General features: G+C 39.4%; 21 protein-coding genes and 3 pseudogenes. 5 read left to right on the top strand and 19 right to left on the bottom strand.

Annotated features, from left to right (window positions below; translation table 11 throughout):
• Positions 1-50: 50 nt before the first annotated feature.
• The 8 genes and pseudogenes from ilvC to QZZ23_RS14685 form a co-directional block, all read right to left on the bottom strand.
• The gene (gene ilvC / locus QZZ23_RS07300) at positions 51-1058 is read right to left on the bottom strand and encodes a ketol-acid reductoisomerase (protein ID WP_292468305.1); all 1008 of its coding nucleotides are present in this window, start codon (positions 1056-1058) and stop codon (positions 51-53) included.
• Between the two features lie 44 nt (positions 1059-1102).
• Positions 1103-1588, bottom strand: a complete 486-nt coding sequence (gene ilvN / locus QZZ23_RS07295; RefSeq protein WP_292468302.1) for an acetolactate synthase small subunit — start codon at positions 1586-1588, stop codon at positions 1103-1105.
• Positions 1585-3282, bottom strand: a complete 1698-nt coding sequence (locus tag QZZ23_RS07290; RefSeq protein ID WP_292468299.1) for an acetolactate synthase large subunit — start codon at positions 3280-3282, stop codon at positions 1585-1587. Before QZZ23_RS07290 ends, ilvN begins: the two co-directional genes overlap by 4 nt.
• A gap of 106 nt (positions 3283-3388) precedes the next feature.
• The gene (locus tag QZZ23_RS07285; RefSeq protein ID WP_292468346.1) at positions 3389-4867 is read right to left on the bottom strand and encodes a (R)-citramalate synthase; all 1479 of its coding nucleotides are present in this window, start codon (positions 4865-4867) and stop codon (positions 3389-3391) included.
• Positions 4868-5218: 351 nt separating this feature from the next.
• Positions 5219-6265, bottom strand: coding sequence for a M42 family metallopeptidase (locus tag QZZ23_RS07280; RefSeq protein ID WP_292468296.1), 1047 nt, complete (start codon positions 6263-6265; stop codon positions 5219-5221).
• A gap of 178 nt (positions 6266-6443) precedes the next feature.
• Positions 6444-7517 carry a NosD domain-containing protein gene (locus tag QZZ23_RS07275; protein ID WP_292468293.1) on the bottom strand — a complete coding sequence of 358 codons (1074 nt, stop codon included), beginning with the start codon at positions 7515-7517 and terminating at the stop codon, positions 6444-6446.
• Positions 7518-7687: 170 nt separating this feature from the next.
• On the bottom strand, positions 7688-8629 hold the full coding sequence (locus QZZ23_RS07270) for a hypothetical protein (RefSeq protein WP_292468290.1): 942 nt from the start codon (positions 8627-8629) through the stop codon (positions 7688-7690).
• A 338-nt stretch (positions 8630-8967) separates the two neighbouring features.
• Positions 8968-9362, bottom strand: a pseudogene (locus QZZ23_RS14685) (metal-dependent hydrolase).
• A 537-nt stretch (positions 9363-9899) separates the two neighbouring features.
• Between QZZ23_RS14685 and QZZ23_RS07260 the strand changes: the two are divergent.
• A complete protein-coding gene (locus tag QZZ23_RS07260; RefSeq protein ID WP_292468284.1) occupies positions 9900-10058 on the top strand; it encodes a hypothetical protein in 159 nt (52 codons plus the stop codon).
• A gap of 310 nt (positions 10059-10368) precedes the next feature.
• On the opposite strand, the gene QZZ23_RS07255 is transcribed toward QZZ23_RS07260, so the two are convergent.
• The 4 genes from QZZ23_RS07255 to QZZ23_RS07240 all read right to left on the bottom strand — a co-directional run bounded on the left by QZZ23_RS07255 (position 10369) and on the right by QZZ23_RS07240 (position 14574).
• On the bottom strand, positions 10369-11802 hold the full coding sequence (locus QZZ23_RS07255) for a nucleotide sugar dehydrogenase (RefSeq protein ID WP_292468282.1): 1434 nt from the start codon (positions 11800-11802) through the stop codon (positions 10369-10371).
• 2 nt (positions 11803-11804) lie between these two features.
• A complete protein-coding gene (locus QZZ23_RS07250; RefSeq protein ID WP_292468279.1) occupies positions 11805-12746 on the bottom strand; it encodes a UDP-N-acetylglucosamine 3-dehydrogenase in 942 nt (313 codons plus the stop codon).
• Complete coding sequence (locus QZZ23_RS07245) at positions 12740-13825, bottom strand: DegT/DnrJ/EryC1/StrS aminotransferase family protein (RefSeq protein ID WP_292468276.1); 1086 nt, start codon at positions 13823-13825, stop codon at positions 12740-12742. Before QZZ23_RS07245 ends, QZZ23_RS07250 begins: the two co-directional genes overlap by 7 nt.
• Before the next feature lie 83 nt (positions 13826-13908).
• Positions 13909-14574 (bottom strand): acyltransferase, encoded by a 666-nt coding sequence (locus QZZ23_RS07240; protein WP_292468273.1) that lies wholly within the window; start codon positions 14572-14574, stop codon positions 13909-13911.
• Positions 14575-15103: 529 nt separating this feature from the next.
• Between QZZ23_RS07240 and QZZ23_RS07235 the strand changes: the two genes are divergently transcribed.
• Positions 15104-16663 carry a glycosyltransferase family 2 protein gene (locus tag QZZ23_RS07235; protein WP_292468270.1) on the top strand — a complete coding sequence of 520 codons (1560 nt, stop codon included), beginning with the start codon at positions 15104-15106 and terminating at the stop codon, positions 16661-16663.
• Between the two features lie 400 nt (positions 16664-17063).
• Here QZZ23_RS07235 and QZZ23_RS07230 read toward each other — a convergent pair whose 3' ends face one another.
• Both QZZ23_RS07230 and QZZ23_RS07225 read right to left on the bottom strand, forming a co-directional pair.
• Positions 17064-17903: a CPBP family intramembrane glutamic endopeptidase gene (locus tag QZZ23_RS07230; RefSeq protein WP_292468267.1), complete on the bottom strand. Its 840-nt coding sequence runs from the start codon at positions 17901-17903 to the stop codon at positions 17064-17066.
• Complete coding sequence (locus QZZ23_RS07225) at positions 17893-18789, bottom strand: DUF1616 domain-containing protein (protein ID WP_292468266.1); 897 nt, start codon at positions 18787-18789, stop codon at positions 17893-17895. Before QZZ23_RS07225 ends, QZZ23_RS07230 begins: the two co-directional genes overlap by 11 nt.
• A 764-nt stretch (positions 18790-19553) precedes the next feature.
• Here QZZ23_RS07225 and QZZ23_RS07220 point away from each other — a divergent pair.
• On the top strand, positions 19554-19808 hold the full coding sequence (locus QZZ23_RS07220; protein ID WP_292468264.1) for a hypothetical protein: 255 nt from the start codon (positions 19554-19556) through the stop codon (positions 19806-19808).
• Between the two features lie 197 nt (positions 19809-20005).
• On the top strand, positions 20006-20224 hold the full coding sequence (locus QZZ23_RS07215) for a hypothetical protein (protein ID WP_292468263.1): 219 nt from the start codon (positions 20006-20008) through the stop codon (positions 20222-20224).
• Positions 20225-20313: 89 nt separating this feature from the next.
• Here the strand turns inward: QZZ23_RS07215 and QZZ23_RS07210 are convergent, their stop codons facing one another.
• Positions 20314-21252: a glycosyltransferase family A protein gene (locus QZZ23_RS07210; RefSeq protein ID WP_292468262.1), complete on the bottom strand. Its 939-nt coding sequence runs from the start codon at positions 21250-21252 to the stop codon at positions 20314-20316.
• A gap of 349 nt (positions 21253-21601) precedes the next feature.
• On the opposite strand from QZZ23_RS07210, the pseudogene QZZ23_RS07205 reads away from it, so the two are divergent.
• Positions 21602-21703 (top strand): annotated as a pseudogene (locus QZZ23_RS07205) (IS5/IS1182 family transposase); the annotation flags it as partial.
• Positions 21704-21723: 20 nt separating this feature from the next.
• Here QZZ23_RS07205 and QZZ23_RS07200 read toward each other — a convergent pair.
• The 4 genes and pseudogenes from QZZ23_RS07200 to aroC all read right to left on the bottom strand — a co-directional run bounded on the left by QZZ23_RS07200 (position 21724) and on the right by aroC (position 24094).
• Positions 21724-21987: a hypothetical protein gene (locus QZZ23_RS07200; protein WP_292468261.1), complete on the bottom strand. Its 264-nt coding sequence runs from the start codon at positions 21985-21987 to the stop codon at positions 21724-21726.
• Positions 21988-22018: 31 nt separating this feature from the next.
• Entirely contained in the window at positions 22019-22177 is a 159-nt protein-coding gene (locus tag QZZ23_RS07195; protein WP_292468260.1) for a hypothetical protein, read from the bottom strand.
• A gap of 123 nt (positions 22178-22300) precedes the next feature.
• Positions 22301-22935: pseudogene (locus QZZ23_RS07190) on the bottom strand (IS1 family transposase).
• Between the two features lie 61 nt (positions 22936-22996).
• Positions 22997-24094: a chorismate synthase gene (aroC, locus tag QZZ23_RS07185; RefSeq protein ID WP_292468259.1), complete on the bottom strand. Its 1098-nt coding sequence runs from the start codon at positions 24092-24094 to the stop codon at positions 22997-22999.
• Positions 24095-24099 lie beyond the last annotated feature (5 nt).

Here is a 24099-nt window from a genome sequence, read left to right as displayed (position 1 = left end):
CAGATTCAAATTCAGGAAATAACAAAAAAATATAGTGTAGACCAAAAGGCCTACTTTTCGTTTAGTTCACTGTTCAGCCAGGGCATCTTAGCTCTGATCTGTTTACCTATGACTTCCAGTGGATGTTCCCTGTCCTGTCTTTCCATTGCTGTGAGAACTGGTCTGTTTGCCTTGCCTTCAAGTACGAACTCACGGGCGAACTCTCCGTTCTGTATTCTCTCAAGTGCCTCGTACATAGCTTCTCTGGAAAGCTCGTTGATGACCTTAGGACCAACTGTCATTCCACCGTATTCTGCAGTGTTGGATACTGAGTACCACATCTTATCAAGGCCTCCCTCGTGGATGAGGTCAACGATGAGCTTAAGTTCGTGGCATGTCTCGAAATATGCCATTTCCGGCTGGTAGCCTGCTTCAACAAGTACTTCGAATGAAGTCTTGATAAGGGAAGCGACTCCACCACAGAGGTCTACCTGTTCACCGAAAAGATCGGTCTCGGTTTCCTCACGGAAGCTTGTCTTGTATACTCCTGCACGGGTACATCCGACACCCTTTGCATGTGCAAGTGCCATTTCCATTGCCTTGCCGGTTGCGTCCTGATAGACTGCTACAAGACCAGGAACTCCTGCGCCATCTACGTATGTCCTTCTGACAAGATGGCCTGGGCTCTTTGGAGCTACCATGTAGACATCGATGTCCTTTTGTGGGATGATCTGGTTGTAGTGGATGTTGAATCCGTGTGAGAATACGATTGCGTTGCCTGCTTCAAGTCCTGGCTCGATATCATTGTAATATACCTGTGACTGTGTCTCATCAGGAAGGAGAATCTGGATGACGTCTGCCATCTTTGCTGCTTCTGCAACTGTCATGACCTTGAGTCCGTCTTCTTCTGCCTGTTTCCAGCGTCTGCTGCCTTCTCTTAAGCCTACGGTCACATCAAGTCCTGAATCATGCAGGTTCTGTGCCTGTGCATGTCCCTGGCTTCCGTAACCCATCACTGCGATCTTTTTACCTTTCAGTAAGTTAAGGTCTGCATCGTTATCATAATACATTTCTGCCATTGTATGTACCTCTTTAATTGAAATATCTATAAGTTCTTGAATAATTAAGAATTCTTCTGTCCTCTTCGCAGGGCAACTTTTCCTGTCCTTACCATTTCTTTTATTCCAAATGGCTTGAGTAACTGCTCGATAGCAGTTATTTTTCCTTCGTCACCTGTAACTTCAATGATCATGGATTTTGAACCAACATCAATGATACGGGCACGGAATATATTTGCTATCTGCATTATCTCGGGACGGTTGGTGACTTCAGAGTTAACCTTTATGAGTGCCAGTTCCCTATCAACAGACTCTTCGGATTTTAGGTCTGTGACTCTGATGACGTCAATGAGTTTGTTGAGTTGTTTCATGACCTGTTCCAGAACATCATCATCTCCCATCACTACAATAGTCATGCGGGAAATGGTTGGGTCTTCAGTAACTCCTACCGTAAGGCTGTCAATATTGTAGCCTCTTCTTGAGAACATGCCTGCGACTCTTGAGAGTACTCCGTATTTGTTCTCAACCAGAACTGCAAGTGTATGTCTCATTCTTTCCTCTCCAGGTCCATAATTTCATTAATTGCAGCACCTGCTGGTACCATCGGTGATACGTTCTCCTCGCATTCGATAATAAAGTCAATGACCGTCGGTCTTCCTGATGCAATGGCTTCCTCGATCGCGGGGCGTACTTCTTCACGTTTGGTGGCTCGAAGTCCCAGCGCGCCGTAGGCTTCTGCAAGTTTTACGAAATCAACGCTATTTTGTATACAAGTTGAGGAATATCTCTTGTTGTGGAACAATTCCTGCCACTGCCTGACCATTCCAAGGTAACCGTTATTGAAAATTGCTACAATGACCGGCACGTTTTCCTGGACTGCTGTTGCAAGTTCCTGTGAGTTCATCTGGAATGAACCGTCGCCTGCAATGTCAAAGACTGTTTTGTCCGGTCTTGCTATCTTGGCACCGATGGCTGCGGGGAATCCGTAACCCATAGTTCCAAGTCCTCCGGATGTGATAAAGGTCCTAGGTTTACTGAATCTGAAATACTGGGCAGCCCACATCTGGTGCTGTCCTACCTCGGTGACTATAATGGCATCCTTGCATGCTTCGCTTATCTGCTCGATGATGTACTGGGGTTTAATTCCATTGCCGGTTGCAGGTTCCACGTAGTAGAGGGGATGATCTTTTTTCCAGTTGTCTATCCTCTTTATCCATGCTTCGGATTGTGACGGGGATGCGTATTTCAAAAGCTTTTGCAGTATCCACTTTGCATCTCCTACAATTGGTATGTCGACCTTTACGTTCTTTGATATCTCTGCAGGGTCGATGTCTATATGGATTATCTTTGCATTGGATGCAAATGCCTTGAGCTTACCTGTTACCCTGTCATCAAACCTGACTCCTACTGCAATCAAAAGATCAGATTCCTGGATGGCATAGTTGGCATACTTGGTCCCATGCATTCCAGGCATTCCCAAAAACAGTGGGTGCTCTACAGGGAATCCGCCCATCCCTGTGAGGGTTGTTGTTACAGGTGCATTGATCTTCTCTGCAAATTCGCGAAGCTCTTTACTTGCTTCTGAACTAATGATCCCGCCACCTGCATAGATAACAGGATTCTTTGATTTCCCTATCTCTGAAGCTGCTTTTTTTATCTGCTGGAGATTGCCCTGATATGTGGGTTTGTATCCTCGAAGGTTTACTTTGTCAGGATAATAGAAATCAATTTCCTGAACAGTGATGTCCTTGGGAAGGTCTATGAGTACAGGTCCTTGTCTGCCAGTGGATGCTATGTGGAATGCTTCTTTGATTATTCTAGGAAGGTCATTTGCATCCTGTACAAGGTAATTATGCTTAGTAATTGGCATTGTGATGCCTGTGATGTTTGCTTCCTGAAAAGCATCATTTCCGAGTAAGTTACTTGGAACCTGTCCGGTAAAGACTACCATTGGTATGGAGTCCATGTACGCATTTGCAATGCCTGTTACAAGGTTTGTTGCACCGGGTCCTGAAGTTGCCAGGCAGACTCCTGTCTTTCCGGTTGCCCTTGCATATCCTTCCGCCCCGTGGACCGCTGCCTGCTCGTGGCGGACTAGTATATGACGGATATCCGCATCATAAAGTTCATCGTATATGGGGAGCAGTACGCCTCCCGGATACCCGAAGATGGTATCAACACCTTCTCTGTACAGGCACTCGATAAAGGCTCTTGCACCTGTCATTTTTTCCGTCGATTCAGTCATATAAAACCTCGAAATATTAATATTAATGGTAAATCAAATTTCAAATCAAATCTGCCTGTAAATTGCCAGTATCTATCTTAAAAGTTTCTGAAATAATCTGCTACTTTCAGATAAGGCGGTTAATCCCATTAAGTACTGCTTCCACAGAAGCCATGACTATATCTGTGCGTGATCCTCTTGATGTAACCATCTTTCCATTCTTTGAGAGTTTCACCAATACCTCTACAAGAGCATCGGTTCCTCCGCTGATGGCATCTACATGATATTCTTCAAGCTGCACATCTGCAATGCCTGATATGCCCTTTTTGATACTTGCAAGTGTTGCATCCACAGGTCCATCTCCGGTAGCTGCCTCCACCACTTGTTTTCCGTCTACTATGAGTTTGACAGAAGCTGTTGGTGTTACCTTGTTACCTGACACGACTGTGAACTCTTCAAGGGTGACTCTTGCCTCGCTCTGGATATTAAGCACAGTTTCGGTAATTGACTGCAGGTCTGCATCGGTGACCTTCTTGCCGTGGTCTCCAAGTTCCTTAACACGATTGAGGATCTCATGCAGCTGTGGATCATCCACCTCAAATCCCATTTCTTTGACTGCCAATGTGACTGAACTTTTGCCTGCATGCTTTCCAAGCACGATCTTTCTTTCCCTGCCAAGTACTTCAGGTTTTATGGGTTCATATGTGCTTGTATCTGCCAGCAGTCCATGTACGTGAATGCCTGCTTCATGGGTAAATGCATTTCCGCCGGTAAGTGATTTGTTAGGTGCTACGGGCAATCCTGTGAGCCTGCTTACAAGTCTTGAAGTTTTGAAAATCTCTTTTGTATTAATTCCGGTCTTACATTTGTATAACCATTCAATTGCCATTACAACTTCTTCCAGAGCCGTGTTACCAGCTCTTTCGCCAATGCCGTTTATCGTCACATGGGCCTGTTGTGCACCTGCCTTTAAGGCTGCTAAGGTGTTGGCGGTTCCGAGACCAAAGTCATTGTGACAATGAATGCTGACTGGTGCCTTTACTGCGGAGCAGATGTCGCTGAAAATGACTTCTGTCTTTTCAGGAACAAGCAATCCTACGGTATCACAGAAGCATAACCTGTCCGCTCCTGCTTCAACACCATCAATGTATAATGATTTCAGGAAATCAATGTCTGCTCTTGAAGCATCTTCTCCGCTAAGTTCAACAATAAGGCCATGTTCCTTTGCGTATTCTGTTACGTCCAAAGCCATTTGCCTGACGGTTTCCCTGTCCTTCTTGAGCTTTACATTAATATGTAAGTCTGATACGGGTGCTACAAGGTGGATGGAATCTACATCACATGCCAGTGCGTAGTCTACATCTGGCTTCATAATCCTGCAGTAGCTGCATATCTCTGCGTTAAGTCCTTCAGCAACCACGGCTCTTATGGACTCGCGCTCACCTTCTGAGGTTATGGCTGAGCCTGCCTCGATCACATTTACACCAAGTTCATCAAGTTTTGTAGCAATGGCTACCTTATCCATGCTGGTAAGTGCTACACCGGGTGTCTGTTCGCCATCTCTAAGAGTTGTGTCTAAAAACCGGACATTTTCGAATAATACAATCCCTCACAATATTTGTCTGCTACTTAGTAAAGCAACAGCTTAGAGGGATACACTGAGGTGCTATATATGTATAACGATTAATTTATCATGATTCGTCATGAGGATGCCATATTATTTTCCTGAAATCCAGCCCATAGTGCCATATCTTTTTTGAATGGTTAGAGATAAATATATATGTACATATATAAAGGGTGTAATATGAACTTAAATATGCTGTTAATGAGTTCAGTTTAATGCTACAAAATGAATTATTCCTCAACAGCATTGATGGATTGTGCAGCCTTTTGCGTAGTATTTGTACTGTTTTGATAGCCCATCACGGAAAAAAGTAAGGGGAGATTATCTCCCGATTTAGAAATAGTCGTTAACACTGAGGACTGCCTTTGCTACAAGGTCAGAACAGTGCTGCAGGTCTGCAAGGTCCAGAACTTCTACAGGTGAGTGTATGTATCTTGTTGCGACACTGAGGACTGTGGATGGTATGCCCTCTCTTGTGAGGTGAATAGCCGTTGCATCAGTCGTACCTCCATCCCCTACATCTGTCTGGTATGGGATATCGTTCTTTTCTGCTGTCTCTACAAGCCATTTGACAACCTGTGGTGCAGATATTATGCCCCTGCCTGCTGCATCAGCTATGGTGATGGCCCCACCTTTGCCGATGTCAAGTGCGGATTCATTCTTACTGATTCCGGGGTGGTCTCCTGGTATGGTTGTGTCAATTGCTATAGCAATATCGGGGTTAAGTCCGAATGCAGATGTACGTGCTCCTTTTAGGCCAACCTCTTCCTGCACAGTGCCTACTGCATAAACGGTTGCTTTTATATCCAGCTTTGCTATCTGCTTCATGGCATCGATAACTATGGCACATCCTGCACGGTTGTCAAATGCCTTTCCGGTTATCTTGCCGTTTGCAAGTTTCTTGACCTCGCGGTCCATGGAAACCGGAGTTCCGATGATGATTCCCATATTGGTGGCGTCTTCCTTGTCCTTTGCACCAACATCAATGAACATGTCCTCTGCCTTTGGAGGCTTTTTCCTGTCCTCTTCCTTCATGACATGTGGTGGTTTTGATCCAATTACTCCTGGAATTTGTCCCTTTGTGGTATGGACGACAACCCTCTGGCTGTGCAGTGTAGGATCATACCATCCTCCTATCTTCACAAATTTAAGGAATCCGTTGTCATCAATGTATTTGACCATCAGGCCGATTTCATCCATGTGTGCAGCAAGCATTATTGATGGACCTTCTCCCTTTTTTGTGGCGATGAGGTTTCCCATCTTGTCAACTCTCATTTCATCCACATATGGTTTGAGTTCTTCTTCAAGAATTGCTCTGATATTATTTTCACTGCCGGATATGCCATGAGCATTTGATAACTTTGTTATTAGTTCTTCCATGTTAATCATCTTCCAATAATATTCAGAAAAAGGGGGTTGAAAGAATATAAATGTTAGAGTCAGGAAAAAGTCAAAGAATAAAAACAGAAACCATGTTTCTGCATTTATGATCTTAAATACAGAAACTCTACAGGACAATAATACACATATTTGTTGTCAATTTTCAAGTAATTGTTATCTACCAGGTCGATACTGTAAACGGCAGTTGTAATATTGCTTCCATTATAGTGTTGTCTGAAGAAGATTGATCGATGTTAAAATCGTCATAATTGCTGTATGTTGTATTATCAGTTGCTGTGTTGTTTGTCAGTGTGTTATTGCTACCATCTACTGAAATGATGTAGTCAACGCAATAACGTATTGAATTGCTGTCCAGTAAATTGTTGCTGCCACTTACCAGTATACCGGAATATCCATTCGCAACATTGTTTGTCAATAGGTTGTAATTGGAAGACGATATGTGTATGCCTGGGCCTTCATCAGTGTTAGTGACTGAGTTGCCGGTTAGTATATTGTAGTTGGAATTACGTAGTTCGATTCCACTGTACCGACTTCCGCATACTGAGTTGTTGAAAAGTCTGTTGTTATTAGAATCTTCCTGGGAAATTCCATAGGTGATGTATGTTCCGGTAAAGTATACTACGTTATTACTCACTGTGTTATTACTGGAGGAATATACATGAATACCATATTCACCACCATCGCTTAACGCTGTATTTCCAGTAAGTTCATTATTATTAGAGTCGTTAAGGGCGATACCGCAGTAATTCTCATATAATATGTTGTTAGTCAGTTTATTGTCGTTGGATCTGAGGTAAATACCTGCAATTTCGTTTTCATTATTGCCTATGGTGTCACTGCTCACAGTGAAACCGCTGATTGTCACACGATCTGCTGTCACTTCAAAAACATGATCATATACTGAGGCAGAAATAACTTTTGTTACTACAGCGCCATCTGTAGAGCTAATGTTTAGTTGCCTGTCAACGTTTACATTTTCATTGTATATACCTGGGGATACTAGAATTGTATCTCCTGGTCTGGAATCATTGATAGCATCCTGTATTGAGCTATAATCTGCACTACTGATGCCATCATCTACGGTTATCGTTGCAGCATTACCCAGGCAAGCACTGGCAATCAACAAAATAGCTGCTAAACCAATTATTCTGCAATAGTTTATGTTGCAGAAAGATGTATTATTGGCAGTGTTCTCTAATATGACTCCTGCCCCCACATTTAACGTTTTCATATGTACTCACTCTATAGAATTAATGATTCTCTCTGGTAATTGACTCACTATAAATAATTATGATTTTTACTTCTGGTATTCTCATAGCTTCCGCTCTGTCATAATAATTTCCTGGTAAAAATGAAGAAAAGGATTCTAAAAAAGAATCCGATTTAAAGTTGAGGGAGTTACTAAATCTTCTTCCTGTTACGAATGGCGCCAAGTCCAATAAGTCCAATGGCTACACCGACAACACCAATAATGCTTATGACTTTCAGATTAGAGTATATGGGAGTTTGCTGCTCAAGTATGGTACCTTCCACATCATCTTCCGGTGTACTTTCCAATGTGTCTTCAGTGCTTGTATCTGCCCCATCAGTTGTAGATCTGCTTATACCTTCTTCTCCTGTCCCTTCACCATTTGAGCCAAGTGAGTCCGCAGGAACAATCTTAAATTCAGTTCCTGTGTTACTTCCTCCATTTATTCTGCCTGAGGATGTTGTACTGTCGAATGCAATCTCCTTTGTGACGCCGTCAATGGTGATAGTATAGTTACCTTCTGGCATATTCATAGTGTCATCATAAGTATATTCAAAGTATCCATTTGAATCAGCATTAGTAGTTGTCTTAGCTGAGAATGAAACGGTAACTGCTTCATTGGGGGTGCTTCCACTGAGAATGATATCATATGTACCACTATTAATCTTGCTTGTTCCAAATGTTGCGACGCCATTGTTGACACTAATTAAGCTTTGTGGAATTGATACAAAGCCTATTATGGGCATTTTAATTTCGACATCAAGATCATTCACTGTTTTTGAAGCAACACTGAAAGATTCTGATTTTCCTGGGATAGTAATGCCATATAGGGGGTAACTGTACATTCCGCCGGAAACAGATGTTGTGTCTTCAAATGTAACAGTTATAGTTATCTTTTCCCCCGGGCTTGCTTCTCCTGTAATAATTACTTTATCTCCAGGAGATGGATCTTCTGGAGAGACTGTGTAATCTGACACCTGTGCAAGGGTTGCAGATGACATCGTGATTAAAGCTATGCCAATTGCAGCAAATAACATCATAACTGTTCTGATATGATTTTCAGAAAGCTGAAATTTTCTATTTTTCTGAATCATTAATTAATACACTCCTGATTACTTATGTGCGATATTTGAAATATATTTGTAACTTGATATTCTTTACTATATAGGTTACGAATATAAAGCTTACTGTTATTGATTACATCATAATAATAATTATTATCATATAATCCCTTTAGACAGTATCCATGGTAAATAGTTATTCATTTTAACTAAAATGGTAGAATTTTTGAATAATAGATGATGATACTCTGTTACAGTTTAAGTTGTCTGAGTCCTCTGCTGGTATATATGATAGGTGATTCATCAACATGAATTTACTTTTTCATGAAGTTGCTTATTATTACAATTAATATGATAACAAGGCCTACAAATTAAAAGTTAAAAATACTGGAAGAATCTAGTGAAAATGATCTGATCAGCATCCTAATCAAATAATCAAGTCCCTCTCCATAAGATGGACTGGAAGGAAAATTCCATTCATATCGCGGCCATAACAATGAAACTGGGTATGTCCACATTTTATCTTCAAGCAAATGGCAGAGTGATGCTCCAGATATGATTAGCATTCGGTTGTCTTTTCTGCTTTTGTAAATGTACCAACTTACCAACGATAAAAGAATAAAAAAACAAGGGTGTGTGCAAAGATTCTTCCGTTTGCAATAGAATCTGCAAAGAGAAATCTTCCAATTGGTTTATCGATAATATCTGGTAGCAGGGATCCAAATGCTACATATCGATACTTTATGTGGGGTTTAATTGCAGGCATAAGGAAGCCAATTACAAAAAAGATCCCTATGGTAATTCCTATGTGAGCAAGTAATAGCATGTCGTATCATAAGCTCATATTACTATATGTATTTACTATCAATATAAGGGGAAGCATGGCCTGATGGCTAAATACCTTAATTAGGAGACAGAGGGGGCATTTCCATTGTTTGGGTGATAGAATTCTCCTTGAATTGATTATCATCGAGGACATACCAAAATTGATACTCAATGCATATTATATGCCTACTCACGGGGCGTTTTGATCACATGAGGTTTGTATCCAAGGACTATGGCCACGTAAATATAAAAGCGTGATACTTGTATAAATTTTAAGTGTAGGTGTGTAAGAAGGATATTTGCTAGCAGTAGGTATATTTTTAACATTTCAAATCCGCACCATCATTATGAGTATAATTTATTTGTAGTGTGCATAAATTTATATAGTATTGTTGTTTTAGGATGAATGACAATCGGGTTATTGTCGCTATATTATTAATTTATGCAATGATGTAGCATTCTTTAGGTGGTATTAATAATGAAAATAATAGAAAAAAAGTGTGCATTGTGTGGTAGTCCTATATACATTTATGAGGAAAGTGCTCGTGAAGAGATGTTCTGTACTCTCCATTGTATGGAACGTGCCACATTCGGGAGTGTTGTAAGGGGCTTAAATCAGGTCAAAACGACTTGTTAAGTTCCATTTTTAGAGTTAGCATTTTAAATTTGTTTGTTTTTTATTTTTGTGTACTGGACAATTTACCGCATACGGTCCAGAACATTTTCTTCCTTATTTCTACGTGATTACTAAATTCACAGCCTGTATAAAAGAGAGTTACTCTGAACATTTCAAAGGCAAAAATGATTGGATTCAGCCTGAGGTAGACCTTTACAAAGGTCTTGAAGATATCATCCGGCAAACATCTGGATAATACTTTTGGCAGAAAAGAGTAAGAATGAAGATCAGGAGTTAATCCTGGTCATTCTTCCATTGAATTATGTGCCTTTTAATTTATGATCTCGTGACTATTCTGATCGCCACGGCCTATTCCCTTATACACAAAGCCTGCGTTAATAAAAGTATCAGGGTCAATTACGTTTCTGCCGTCGATTATCACAGAGCACTTCTTTGTGGTAAGCTTTTTCACATCATCTGGGTTCAGGCTGAAGTAATCCTTGTGTCCAGTGAAGATCACAACAGCATCGGAACCTGAAATAACTTCGTTCATATCCTTGTGTATTTCGATATTAGGATAGTTCAATACATGAGGGTCGTGAACCATAAGTTCTGCACCTGCTGCAATGATCATATCCTTGTAAGGTTCTGAAGGTGGATTCCGCGCATCATCCGAGTCATTTATGAATGCCCATCCCAGCATAGCAATCTTTGAGCCTTTAATCTCCTTGCCGACTCTCTTAAGTGCAGCAACCGTAAGATTATACATATGCACAGGCATGAAATCATTGACCCTGCGTGCAAGTACATAGATTGACTCTGCATCCTGTGGGTAATCAAGAGCTTCTGTTCCAAGTTTAACACCACGTTCAAGATGGTAAGTGTCTTTTGTAAGGCAATGTCCTCCAACACCTGCACCTGGCCAGAGAATAGCTCTTGTTATGCCTTCTCCCTTGAGACTATCAATTCCGGTTCTAACATCATATACATTGATACCCATGGCTTCACAGTAGAGTGCAAGCTGGTTTGCAGCTGCGATCTGCAGGTCTCTGAACGTATTCTCTGCTGTTTTTGTTACCTCCGCAGCTGTAGCGCTCATAGGTATAACCTTACCTTTTGTAAGTACGGGGCTATAGAGCTCCACTGCCCTGTCAGTACTTGGCTGGTCAATACCTCCGACTATACGGTCATGTTCCTGTATATTACGCAGTAATCTTCCTACCATTACTCTTTCTGGAGCATGTGCAAGTGCAAAATCCTCTCCTGCTTTAAGGCCGGATTCCTCTTCAAGTATATCCCGGGCCATACCTTCTGTTGTCCGGGGTGTAATTGTAGATTCAAGCACTACGAGCATACCTGGCTTGAGATATTTTCCTACATTGCGGATACCTTCCTTAAGTGCACCAAAATCGGGTTCAAGCGCTTTTGGATCGGCAAATGGAGTCTGTATGGCCAGTGTTATGGCATCCAGTTCGGATATCCTTGAAAAATCAGGCGTACATACAAATTTACCGGCATCAACAACCTTTTTCAGCAGCTCTTCAAGACCTGGTTCTTCTCCCTTAAGGGGACTTTCTCCACGATTGATCATTTCAATCTTATAGCCAGATGATTCTGAATCTCTCTGGAATCCAAGTACAATATCAAATTTATCTGAATCCGCAAACAATGCTGCTGCAGGGATGCCTACATATCCCATACCAATAACACCTATTTTTTTTATGGGACCTTTTTCTTTAAGTATATTCTCAAGTTTCTGGCTCATGTTCACAACTCTTTAATCTCTATTAATTTTGCTTCCTTATAGGAACGGATGGCAGCTAAGCTGACTTCAAGGACATGCAGACCGTCTATTCCAGATGGTTCAGGTTGTTTTCCATTTCTAATGCAATCAATGAAATATTCAAGTTCGTTCTTAAGAGGCTCTTTAGGTTCTATCTTTGCCTGTCTTACCCATCCGCTGTCATGCAACTCCACCGTCTGGTCGATGTAATCCAGATATGCAACACCATCAATACCTACAGCAGTTAGTTTTCTTATTTTATGTGGGGTCAGCCAGTTAACTTCTACGAGTCCTGAGAATTCATGGCCTAATCGCATGTGGATGGTAGCATGATCTTCAAAAGAATGTATATCTGCACCTGCAACAGCATAAACCTGATTTACGGGTCTGCCATAAAGGTAGGAAATAATGTCGATGTCATGTACACCAATGTCAAGAATTACTCCGACGTCTCTTATCCTTGGGTTGTAAGATCCTACTCTTGTTGTAGATAGTGATACTATTTTTCCCAGCAGTCCTTTATTAATGATTTCTTTTAACTTAATGACCGCAGGATTAAATCTCTCTATATGGCCAACCATCACAAAGCGATTATTATCATTAGCAGCCTTTATTATGGCCTCTGCATTCACTACAGTGTCTGCAATTGGTTTTTCTACAAGTACGTGTGCACCAGCTTCAATGGCTGTGATGGCCACCTGTCTGTGCATTTTTGTAGGGACAACAATACTCACAGCATCAAGGCCTCTTGCAAGCAATTCATTATAGTCTGTGAAAGCGTTTGTATGGTATTGCTGTGCAAGTCCTTCCACAAGTTCCTTATCAATGTCTGCAATCCCAACAAGCTCCACATCAGGCATTTCACTGTAGATGCGGATATGGTTCTTTCCCATGGCTCCTGCGCCGATAACTCCAATTCTTAGCATTTAGGGCCACCCCAGTCTGCAATGGCATTGCTTATGGTGGTTATATCCTCATCCGTCACACCGGGATGCACAGGAAGGGAGAGTACTTCCCTGGAAGCTTTTTCTGTTATAAGCAATGAGTCATTGTATCCAAGTTCCTTGTAATATGGCTGCCTGTGAATTGGTATCGGATAGTAAATACCGGTTCCAATTTCCTTGTTTTTCAGGTATTCAGAGAGTTCATCGCGATTTTGAGTACGTATAGTATATTGATGGAAGGAGTGCCTGCAGTTCTCTTTAACTATGGGGCATTGTATGCCTGCAATATTACTAAGTTTCTCAGTAAGTAATTTCGCATTATGCTGCCTTTTTGATGTGTAATTGGGAAGTTTTTTGAGCTGTACCAGTCCAATGGCTGCTGATATGTTTGTCATACGCAGGTTATATCCTAACATTTCATGCAGATAGCGCTGCTTTGAACCATGAGCACGTATCATACGTGCTTTTTCTGCAATTTTTTCATCATTTGTAGTTATAATGCCACCTTCACTTGTGGTCATATTTTTGGTAGGGTAAAAACTAAAGGCACCTGTACCAAAAGAACCAACTCTCTTTCCTTTGAAAGTAGCTCCATGTGCCTGGCATGCGTCCTCAATCAGTATTAATCCATGGTCTTCTGCGATATCAGTTATAGTTTCCATGTCCGCAGGATGTCCATAGAGATGCACAGGCATAATGGCCTTTGTTGCAGAAGTTATTTTATCCTCAATAAACCGAGGGTCTAAATTAAAAGTGTCGGCCTTGATGTCTGCAAATATCGGTTTTGCACCTGTGAAAAGAATTGAATTTGCAGTGGCAACAAAACTGAATGAACTTGTTATAACTTCATCGTTTTTTCCAATTCCATGTGCAAGCAATGCGGCATGTAGCGCTGCAGTACCTGAGTTTACAGCAACAGCATGTTCTGTGCCAGTATATTCGGCGAAAGCCTGCTCAAATTCTGCCACATGCTGTCCTTCGGCTATAATCCCGGAACGCAGCACATCAGTGACAGCTTTTATCTCAGCATCATCGAGCTGTGGTTTTGCAATAGGTATCATACATATCACGTACTATAAATTAGAATCAAATATTAATTATCAAATGCAGCTATATAATATAGGTTGACTTATATATTTATCTGTTATATGGTATTTATAAGTTTCAGTTTTTCCGGAAGATCAACTATTTTTGCAGGACAGCCAATTGCCAGTTTCCATGCAGGTACATCTTTTGTAACCAATGCACCGGCAGCCACCATCGCGCCCTCTCCAATCTCTACTCCGGGGACTAGAGTAGCATTTGCTCCGATAGATACTCCTTTCCGGATAATTGGTCCTTCTGGGTGATATTCCCCCCTGATGGGATATTTATCATTAGCCAACACAGCACATGGTCCAATAAATACATTGTCTTCAATTGTTACATGTGTTGGGATATACACATTGCCCTGGATGCTGACATTGTTTCCTATCCTGACGTTCCCGTCAATGATGACGTTAGTGCCAATTAGTACATTATCGCCAATCAAGGTGTTCTCTCTAATCATAGCATTGTGTCCTGTTTTGAAGTTGTTACCGGCGCGAACATTGCTAAAAAGTGTAGTACCGGCTCTGATAAAAGAATTCATTCCCAGATTAGCACCTGTAAAATCATGGTCTTCAATTTCAATGCCAGCTTTTGTAATCTCCATCAAAATATTATGTTGTGGATATCCTATGATAGCATTTTCCATGATTACTGTGTTTTCTCCCACACTACTGGAACCATAAAGTTTTGCAGATTTATGAATATATGTAGTTTTTACCATACTCCCATCAACCTTTAGACTTTTAATAACTTAAGTTTATATAAACCTGTTTATGATGTCGATTGCATGTTTTAAACGTAAATACAATATTTCAGTGTGCTGCAGTATATTATATTTAAAGCATTCAATTTTGGGTGATTAATTCATTAATTCTCTTTAATGGGTATCCATTTGATGATTGTTTTATCAGCCAAAACCAACAGTAATATATAGTATTATATTTATATAGGTATCTAAGTATATTAATAGTACATGTAATGGTGTGCACAGATTGACAGTGTTAAAAAATACGACAGGTGTTGGAGATGAAAGTGTTGCATACTTTATCATTGATTTTGCTCTATTAATAAAACTAACATCAATTGTACAGATATTTGACGTAGTCAAATTATTTTAAAACATATATTTATCTAGTAAGTATGCATACACAAAGCGAAGTACTCATGTAATGTACATGATAAGTACACTCGCATATCTATGCTTTTTGGGAGACGCAGTTGATGTGCGATTGAAGAAAAATGGTGGTATTATGACAATAGTTGCTTTAATTCCTGCTTTCAATGAGGAAGTTTATATACATGATGTGATCAAGAGAACCAAGCATTACGTAGACGAGATAGTTGTCGTAGACGATTGCAGTACTGATGCTACTGCTTTTATTGCCAAGGGTCTTGGAGCAAGAGTTGTGAAGCATGAACGCAACATGGGAAAAGCCGAAGCCTTAAGGTCGGGATTTAATGCCGCAATGGCTTACGACCCCCGGATAATCGTCACTCTTTATGCAAATGGTTATCACAATCCTGACGATATACCCAAACTACTTGAACCTATATTCTGGCTTGAAGCTGATGTTGTTTGTGGCAATGCGCTCTTTAATAATCAGGATGTTTTGTCGTTAATAGATGATGATAAACGTCCAGAAGGCTCTTTAATTTGTGATGTGGCAGTAAATGCAGATATGATTGATCAGTACATGGGATTCAATGCATTTTCATCAAACACTTTTAGCTGTCTTAAATTCAGGGAAAATGGTGTTGCAGTCGAGCTTTCTCTTCTCAAAGATGCCAAAAAAGAAGGCCATGACATAAAAATGCTTCCTGCATCTTGCTTCTGTAATTTGAATTATGAACAATTCATGGATCGCCGTATAGGGGTCGTTATTCCTGCGTATAATGAACAGAAACTGATTAAACTTACTGTAGATGGCATTCCTGGATATGTTGATAGGATATATGTTATAAATGACTGTAGTACTGACAGTACCAAAGAAGTCCTTGAGGCCATTGATGATCCACGTCTTTATATAATCGATCACGAAGTTAATCAGGGTGTTGGTGCAGCTATCTTGCATGGGTACCAGAGAGCATTGAAAGAGAACATGGATATAATTGCTGTGATGGGTGGTGACAATCAAATGAATCCTTTGCAGCTCCCTAACTTGCTTATGCCCATCATCGAAGGCAAGGCTGACTACACCAAAGGTAATCGTCTTCTCCATGAGGAATATCGTGTGGGGATGAGTAAATGGAGGTCATTTGGAAACGGCCTGCTGACGTTGATTACTAAAATATCCAGTGGCTACTGGCATATAATGGATCCTCAGAACGGATATACGGCCATCTCCAAAAAAGCTCTTTCAAATATGGACCTTCATAACCTTTACACCTACTATGGTTATTGTAATGATATGTTGGTTAAGCTAAACACTTTCGGTTTCCGTACGGTAGATGTTTCAATGCCTGCCCGTTATGGTCAGGAAAAATCTTCTATCAAGTATAGTAACTACATGGGGAAGGTTTCAATAATGCTCTTCCGCAAGTTCCTATGGAGGCTCAAGACGAAGTATATGGTACTGAGTTTCCATCCATTGGTATTATTCTATATATTTGGAATGATACTGGTGCCTCTAGGTGCATTGCTAGGTGGATATATCCTGCTGGCACTGTTAGTAGGTTGGCATGTGTCTCCAAATCTGCCATTATTGGATGCAGTGTTTTTGATAACTGGTATACAGTTCACATTGTTTGCAATGTTGTTTGATATGCAGGAATGCAATCGTGTGATGGGCAGCAGCTGCAACATAAACTAGGTACAAACCTGTAGTTAAACATGTTATAATCCTGGCATATCTGTCAGGGTTATATTTAATTAGTTCTGTTTTTCGGTTTTGATTTATTTGTGTGCTATCCTTGCGGTTACTTTCTACTATAGGGATAAGATTAAACTGCTGGAATTGTCCGGATAGTAAAGGTTTTTAGAGTATATCATTTTATTACTTTTGCAATGAAAAAGGCCGCACTCAGAATGATAAATGTAGTTCTCTTTGAACATAACTATATATCACAGTCACAATAATCAATTTTTCATGTCAGTAAAAGAAATATTGTCTGCAACTTGTTTTTGGGATGGGGCGGAAGTATGGGCATTCAATATGACTATTAACCCCATCTTCTCCGTTATAGGTTTAGTTATATTCAAATCGTTTATTTTTAAAAAAATCCTAATCCTGGGCCAAGGTGAGGTATTATGCCGAAAAGGAAAATATTGGTGAAACCATGGGTCATGACTATAAATGGCAAGTTTCTGGTTCTCTGGAAAAGATAACCAAGTAAAAGGCCTACACCTGCAGTCAGCAGAATTTCATAGGGATTACCATATCCTGAATGCATAATTCCAAATAAAATACTGGTTACTATAAGGCCTGGAAGCATTCCAAAAGATTCTTCTAATCTCGTCTGCAGAATCGATCTGAAAATAAGTTCTTCAATCAATGCTACAAAAAAAATCATCACAATTGAAAGCCCAATAATATTAACAATCGACAGGTCTGGTATCATATATTCTGTGGTGATTATTCTATATTCTCCCTCTGCCAGAGCTATGCCCAAAACAAGTCCCAATATTGCGTATAATCCAAACATTTTAAAGCGTATTCCAAGCTGCTTCTTTGTGAACATCTGATGTTTGATGATTAAGTACAAAGAGATAAACATTGGAGCATATATAAACACAAGGGAATATAGCATTATATCATAAAATACGGGCATAGACATATTTAATAGTCTTAGAATTGGTAATAACATCAGTGCCTGGAAAGCTTTCTTGACAGTGTTGCTTTTAAGGCTACTGGTTGATAGTGCCAGCCCGATAACTGTCATTACATGCAACAATATTGAATAATAAGGCTGCTTTAAATACAACAGGATTTCTGCTATTATTATGATGCAGACTGGAATCAGTATTATTCGGTTATTTTGAGGATTAGTTGTGCGAGGCATTTGCTGCTGCAAAACTTCAGTGTTTCCGAGATTATCTGAATCAATTGACATTTTCAACCTCTGATACATTAATCCATAGATGCAAGTCTCGGTATGGTTCTCTAAAGTTGTTATCTTTGTAGAGTAAGAATTTGAGTTCTGATACTTTGCCAGTATATGTAGGTTCAATTATGATCATTTGCTCCCAAGTTTGATTATGGGCAATTTGCACATGATTCAAGTCATAAGGTAAAACCATGGATTGGTTTTCAAGCTGGATGTCCAGATTGTAGGTAGTCGTTGCATATTCATGATTTTTAATTCCTACTATAACTACAACATTGTCTCCTGTTTTCATGGATGAAGGAAATCCACTCAATAAACCATCTTTATTTTTAATATAAAATTCTGTAAATGTTTCATCCTCGTTAGGGGTTACTACTATATAGATTATACTCATCACGGATGCTACTATTAAAACCACCAGGAATACACTGAGTAACTGATTAATTCTCGGGGAAGAATTTGTATAAACGATTTTCTTCAAAGAACTGGCAACTGACTTTGTATCCACATAATATTTTTCATCTTCAGGTAGCAAAGACCTTCGTATTATGGCTAATATGCATATAAACAGGATGAAAAATGAAAGTGCCATTACAACAGGTACTAATCTTATACCCCATTGTGTGAAGTTTAATGTATACCCTATTAGTGGAACTATTAATATACTCAGTCCAAAACTGAGAGCTACCCTTTCGACTCCATCAAGATCTTCCTTACGTGGAAACAGGAGTACAACCATAACATATCCTGGTAGGATAAGAATCATGGGTAAACCAAGTATTGTGCGTGTTGATGTTTCATTTAGGGGAGGAATTAGTATAAATGCAGCAGTGATGATTACATATAAAATAACTACCAAAAAATCCAAGTTAATTTCTTTTTTACTTACCACTGGTTTCCCTCTCAATTGACTATATGTTGTGCATTGGTATTGATTAATCTAAAAGTGAATCTTGTATATTTGCCATATGATGGTCATAGGAGTTTTTTGATGAGTTCTTGAAGTATGCACACTATATACCAGAATGGATATGTATTTTTTGATACAGGTATTTCTTTCACAAAGAAAGATGATACGTGCTACATATAGGGATTTATATATATATGTTTTGAACTGCATCAGTATAACAAGGCTTACAAACCTCAACTCATAAAGTTTATTCAGCTACCATTGTTTATTTTGCTCATGTCTTTTTTCTTTTAAAAATGGTATATGAGTTTTTCTTTGCACATACTCATGAATTTTAAAATTCTTTCTTTATGTGTTGTTCAGTATGTACTTTCTCTTTATGTATCTTCGGTTATATCATCATAATGATGAGCATCATTTATTCGACTATACATATATTTATATAGTAGAATCTTACTACTTTCAAATGGTGGTAATATCACAATCTCAATCCATCCTGGATTGGATTCAATTTAAGATTGTGATATAGAAAATTACGGTGGTATCTATGAAAGTTATAGAAAAAAAATGCTCAATGTGTGGTAGTCCAATATATGTGTATGAGAATTGCGTTCGTGAAGAAATGTTCTGCACACTTCACTGTATGGAGTGCGCAGCGTTTGAAGAAAGCCCAAGGACAACTTCAGACCAGTTTTATATAGTTCAAAACGCATAAGTAGTTTTGGACTTTTTAATGGAGTATAATGATGTTATTAAACGCACTAGCAATCAGTATATTATCTACTGCCGATGCAGGGATAGTGACAATGGTGACGCCAACAGGGTTACCGGAATATGGGATACTGGTGGTTGCCACATTAATTTGGTTGCTTTCGGCAAAAGAGATTTTGTCTCGTTCTAAAAGATGGAATGAATCTTTGGATTCTTCTTTGAAGATGGTAACTATGCCATTATTGATGACATTTGTAGCAATGGTAATTTTTAAGATCTCCAATTTATGATCTAACTAATTACTTTTGATTTCGAATATAAAAATGGCTTGTTTTAGAATTTACTTAAACGGCTGTAAGCTTCTATCATTTTTTTATTTTGCCCTTCGGCTGCATAAGTGGTGTTTTCTTAGTACCAATTGCATCATATGGACCCAGCTCACAGTAACAGAAACAATGGATGGACTTCTCATCATTGGTAACATAACATGTACTTTGCCCACATTCTCATTAGTATCCACAGAGCAGTTCATAACACACGCATAATAAAGTGTATAGACGGAAGTGTTGATGATGGTTTTGCCGCAATGAACCATCCAATGTTCTTCTCCAAATTCCCAATTCAGAAAATACTTGTAGTTCTTTGTACAAAAGCAGCAGCTTCACCGGTATGCAGCATATTCAATACATTCGGTTACAGAAAATAATCTTAATTAACAAAAAAGAGAGTTCAAGGTGAGTTTGATAAGGTTTTAATTGAAAAAATACAAAATTAGCTTTTATTCCTTTTTAATTTTCATTTTAAATATGATAGGACTTTTGCATGTTTATGTACATTATTTACTATATAACGGGGAAGATATGACATTAAAAGGAGTTGACGCTTTTTCTGTATATATGGAGTTGATGTCACCTTTGATAGTTCCTGTCTTGCTTTTACACAGTAGCCTGAATATATATTGCGTCTTATGGTTGCTATACGGCATAAATCACAGTACATCACAAAATCTTGTTCATTATTAAGTTTTAAAAGTTCATCTTTTTCGATTGTAGATATATATTTAAGAAATGGATTTTCCAAATATTCCGGGATGCCTGTTGAGTTATTCTCTGAATATTGGTGGTAAATAGAACAAACACAAGGGCTGTAGGCAATTGGAAATTGAAGTGCGATTTTACCCCATACCATTGTATCTTCGCTCCATTTAACTCTTAAAGGGTAACCTCCTATCTCCTCCAAAACCTCTTTAGGAGCAGCAAAAGATGAAGAGTTAAAAATAGGTCCTCCAAACTCTACAAATGCACCAAAATTAGAAGGTAAAATCCTTTCTCCTTCGTTTGCAATATATGTTTTCTGTACAATCGATCCTGGATAATGTACCTCATATGCTGTGCCATAAAGCCCGGCATCAGGATATTTTTTCCGTAGTCGAATAATCGTTTCCAAAAATACAGGCAGCCATTCATCATCTGCATCCAGGAAAGCAATAATTTCAGCTTTTGAAGCTTCAATTCCTGTATTGCGTGCTACCGAAACTCCTGCATTTTCCTGTTGGATCAATCTGATCCTTTTGTCTGTGAAACTTCGTACGATCTCAGCACTTTTATCTCTGGACCCATCGTCTACAATAATTAGTTCAAAATCCTGATATGTTTGACTTAAAACAGACTTTATAGTTCTCCCTATACTATTTTCTTTATTATATAGTGGGATGACTACTGATATTTGCGACATTCAAGTTCACTCGTTTTTATTAAATTTCATGGATCTAACATTATTGGAAAATTATATGAAAAATGTTTCATGTTTTCTATATAACTAACGGTTTTGTTATTTAGCAGGAATGTTTGTATGTTTATATAATAATACTACATATGAATCGATTTATACATATTTATAAGTAACTATTCAGCCTAGCTCACTTCCACCAGGATGAAATTTTCATATACGATAAATTCTGTAATTTTCGAACAAATGAATCTTCATAGAGCAATCGAATCGATCCTCTTTCTTTAAGCAGCCGATAATTTATGTTTGTCATAATCCACTATTTCCTGGCTATCCATCTTTTACGTTTTTTTTGAGAATATCCTTTAGCAAATTCCTGGGATTTCCTGAATATATATCAGACAGTACAACTGTCTGGTCATTTAGGAAGAGAAATACACAGAATGAAAAAAAAAAGGTATAGTTAAGTTTGAATAATTAAATAATCAAAAATGAGGGATATCGAAATCCTCCAAAGAATCCGTAAATAAGTGGGACCAGTATGAACATGGCTATCGTCACCATAATTTCGGTTTGTGCAACACCAATGAACAATCTCATCCGACTGGCGTTTTCTATTAATAGTGGTATTATGACCAGTGGAAATAGTGTGTAAAGTAAGAAACTTAGAATTCCAGAGACAATTGCCACTGTCTTTCCCAGTGACAGAACATTGAGTTTTTTAACATGCACAGTTGCCATATTTAACACTCATTTTTTCATGTGACATTAATCAAAGGTCATGCTGTTTCTCTTCCTCTGTCTCTTCAATTTCCAGTTCCAAACCACCTATGTAACCGCTCATAATATTGAACATGACTGCGATAATTAAACCTGTGATTAAACCACATATAGTAAAGAACACAGGCGGCAGCAAGACTATAGATATCATTGACAGGATTTTAAAAGGTGCAATCATTACTAGTATCCCAAATATCCCTAAGAAGAAACCTATAAGTCCGAAGATAATTGCAACGACCTTTCCCAGCGATAAGGGGTTGATTTTTTGGCATTGTTAACCAAACATGGTTAATTCCTTATTTCTGTATTTTATCAAAAGCAAAACAGAATATTTCAGCATTTCAAGACTCTTTGTATAACACTTTGACTTTCTTCTTAATCACGCCAGAAAGTGTCTAAATATGCTGTTGTATCCTTCAAATATATATGTTTCTGTTTTAGACTGAGTATGAATATTCCTGGGAAGAAACTCTACATATGTCCTCCAGTAATCAGTCATTACTTCTCCAACCACTTTTGTTTTTAGCTTTTTCCAGAGTTTTTGTTCTGTTTTTGTTCATCTGCTGCCAAAAGAGCAGTCGATGAATTTCTTTCCATCTCTATCAACAGCAATCCAGATTCAACAGTAGTTTTTTTGTTCCCGATATATGTGCATCTCATCCAATTCTACAACAGATATCTCATTTTCACTATTTAGATCATCTAATTCACTGCCAAACTTTCGAATCCATTTTTGAACCGAAACATGGCTAACACCTAAAAACCTTCCAACTGAACGAAATCCTAATCCTTCAAGATATAGTTGTAAAGCCTGCCGTTTAACAGACATAGGATAGCAGTTTATTTTATCTCTACTGAATAATTGTACCCACAATCATGGTATTTGTAGCGTTGTCGACGAACAATCATACTAGCATATAACTATGTTTGATTAACAAAGCCGAAAAAGGTTAGATGAGTGCTGGAGCATTCACCTCAGCAAGGAATCCGGATCTATTCGTCCGCTTCTGATCATATGGTCAGCAAGCACCACTGCCATCATGGACTGTGCTACAGGCACCATTCTTGGTGGAATTGTGGGATCATGCCTGCCATGGACTTCAAGGTCTATCTCTTTCATTACAGCCATATCGACACTTTTCTGGGTCTTTGAGATAGAAGGCGTTGGTTTTACTGCTATCCTGCAGATTATTGGCATCCCTGTGGATATACCACCAATCATGCCACCTGCATTATTCGTTTTTGGAACTACCTGTCCATTCTCAAGTGTGAACGGGTCGTTCATCTGGCTTCCCTTCATCCTGGAGCATTCAAAGCCTGCGCCAAACTCCACACCTTTTACAGCACCTATGCTCATCATTGCACAGGCAATATCTGCATCCAGCTTGCCAAATACAGGTTCTCCAAGACCCACAGGCACACCTGTGGCTATTATTTCCACGATACCGCCAATACTGTCACCTACAAGACGTGCAGTATTCACCTGCTCAAGCATCTTTTCAGCGGCTTGTGGGTCTGCACAACGTACAACGTTTTTCTCAACGTTCAAGCGTATCTCATCAAAAGAAAGCTGCTTTGCTTTTATACAGCCAAGTTCGATGACATGGGCGAATACTTCTATGCCAGCCAGAGCGAGGATCTTTTTAGCAACAGCACCACCGGCAACCCTGCCAATGGTTTCCCTACCTGACGACCTTCCGCCGCCCCTATGGTCACGGATGCCATATTTCTCAGAATAGAAAAGGTCTGCATGGCCTGGGCGCGGAATATCCTTGATATAATCATAAGCACTGGATTTGGCATTCTTGTTCCAGACAAGCATGGATACGGGCATTCCTGTTGTAACACCCTCAAGTACACCGGACAATATTTCCACGGAATCGGCTTCTGAGCGGGGAGTTGATACTTCGCTCTGGCCAGGACGGCGGCGATCGAGATCTTTCTGAATGTCGGCTTCTGAAAGTTCAAGTCCTGCCGGTACTCCGTCAACAACTACTCCCAGGGCTTTCCCGTGAGATTCGCCCCAGGTTGTTATCCTGAATGAATGTCCGAATGAATTTCCTGGCATAATCG

It is taken from the genome of Methanolobus sp. (assembly GCF_016278385.1).
Taxonomy (GTDB): Archaea; Halobacteriota; Methanosarcinia; order Methanosarcinales; family Methanosarcinaceae; genus Methanolobus.
Note: the sequence above shows the minus strand (reverse complement) of the source record. Positions and strands in the feature narration are given on the sequence as shown.

Excerpts from the sequence above, each read along its gene's own strand:
- QZZ23_RS07255 (WP_292468282.1), bottom strand. The coding sequence starts at position 11,802 with ATGAGCCAGAAACTTGAGAATATACTTAAAGAAAAAGGTCCCATAAAA.
- QZZ23_RS07195 (WP_292468260.1), bottom strand. The coding sequence starts at position 22,177 with ATGATATCTATAGTCTTGCTGCCGCCTGTGTTCTTTACTATATGTGGT.
- QZZ23_RS07235 (WP_292468270.1), top strand. The coding sequence starts at position 15,104 with ATGACAATAGTTGCTTTAATTCCTGCTTTCAATGAGGAAGTTTATATA.
- QZZ23_RS07220 (WP_292468264.1), top strand. The coding sequence starts at position 19,554 with ATGTTATTAAACGCACTAGCAATCAGTATATTATCTACTGCCGATGCA.
- QZZ23_RS07270 (WP_292468290.1), bottom strand. The coding sequence starts at position 8,629 with ATGATTCAGAAAAATAGAAAATTTCAGCTTTCTGAAAATCATATCAGA.
- ilvN (WP_292468302.1), bottom strand. The coding sequence starts at position 1,588 with ATGAGACATACACTTGCAGTTCTGGTTGAGAACAAATACGGAGTACTC.
- QZZ23_RS07200 (WP_292468261.1), bottom strand. The coding sequence starts at position 21,987 with ATGGCAACTGTGCATGTTAAAAAACTCAATGTTCTGTCACTGGGAAAG.
- QZZ23_RS07245 (WP_292468276.1), bottom strand. The coding sequence starts at position 13,825 with ATGATACCTATTGCAAAACCACAGCTCGATGATGCTGAGATAAAAGCT.
- QZZ23_RS07290 (WP_292468299.1), bottom strand. The coding sequence starts at position 3,282 with ATGACTGAATCGACGGAAAAAATGACAGGTGCAAGAGCCTTTATCGAG.
- aroC (WP_292468259.1), bottom strand. The coding sequence starts at position 24,094 with ATGCCAGGAAATTCATTCGGACATTCATTCAGGATAACAACCTGGGGC.
- QZZ23_RS07250 (WP_292468279.1), bottom strand. The coding sequence starts at position 12,746 with ATGCTAAGAATTGGAGTTATCGGCGCAGGAGCCATGGGAAAGAACCAT.
- QZZ23_RS07215 (WP_292468263.1), top strand. The coding sequence starts at position 20,006 with ATGTACTTTGCCCACATTCTCATTAGTATCCACAGAGCAGTTCATAAC.
- QZZ23_RS07260 (WP_292468284.1), top strand. The coding sequence starts at position 9,900 with ATGAAAATAATAGAAAAAAAGTGTGCATTGTGTGGTAGTCCTATATAC.
- ilvC (WP_292468305.1), bottom strand. The coding sequence starts at position 1,058 with ATGGCAGAAATGTATTATGATAACGATGCAGACCTTAACTTACTGAAA.
- QZZ23_RS07280 (WP_292468296.1), bottom strand. The coding sequence starts at position 6,265 with ATGGAAGAACTAATAACAAAGTTATCAAATGCTCATGGCATATCCGGC.
- QZZ23_RS07275 (WP_292468293.1), bottom strand. The coding sequence starts at position 7,517 with ATGAAAACGTTAAATGTGGGGGCAGGAGTCATATTAGAGAACACTGCC.
- QZZ23_RS07230 (WP_292468267.1), bottom strand. The coding sequence starts at position 17,903 with ATGTCAATTGATTCAGATAATCTCGGAAACACTGAAGTTTTGCAGCAG.
- QZZ23_RS07240 (WP_292468273.1), bottom strand. The coding sequence starts at position 14,574 with ATGGTAAAAACTACATATATTCATAAATCTGCAAAACTTTATGGTTCC.
- QZZ23_RS07210 (WP_292468262.1), bottom strand. The coding sequence starts at position 21,252 with ATGTCGCAAATATCAGTAGTCATCCCACTATATAATAAAGAAAATAGT.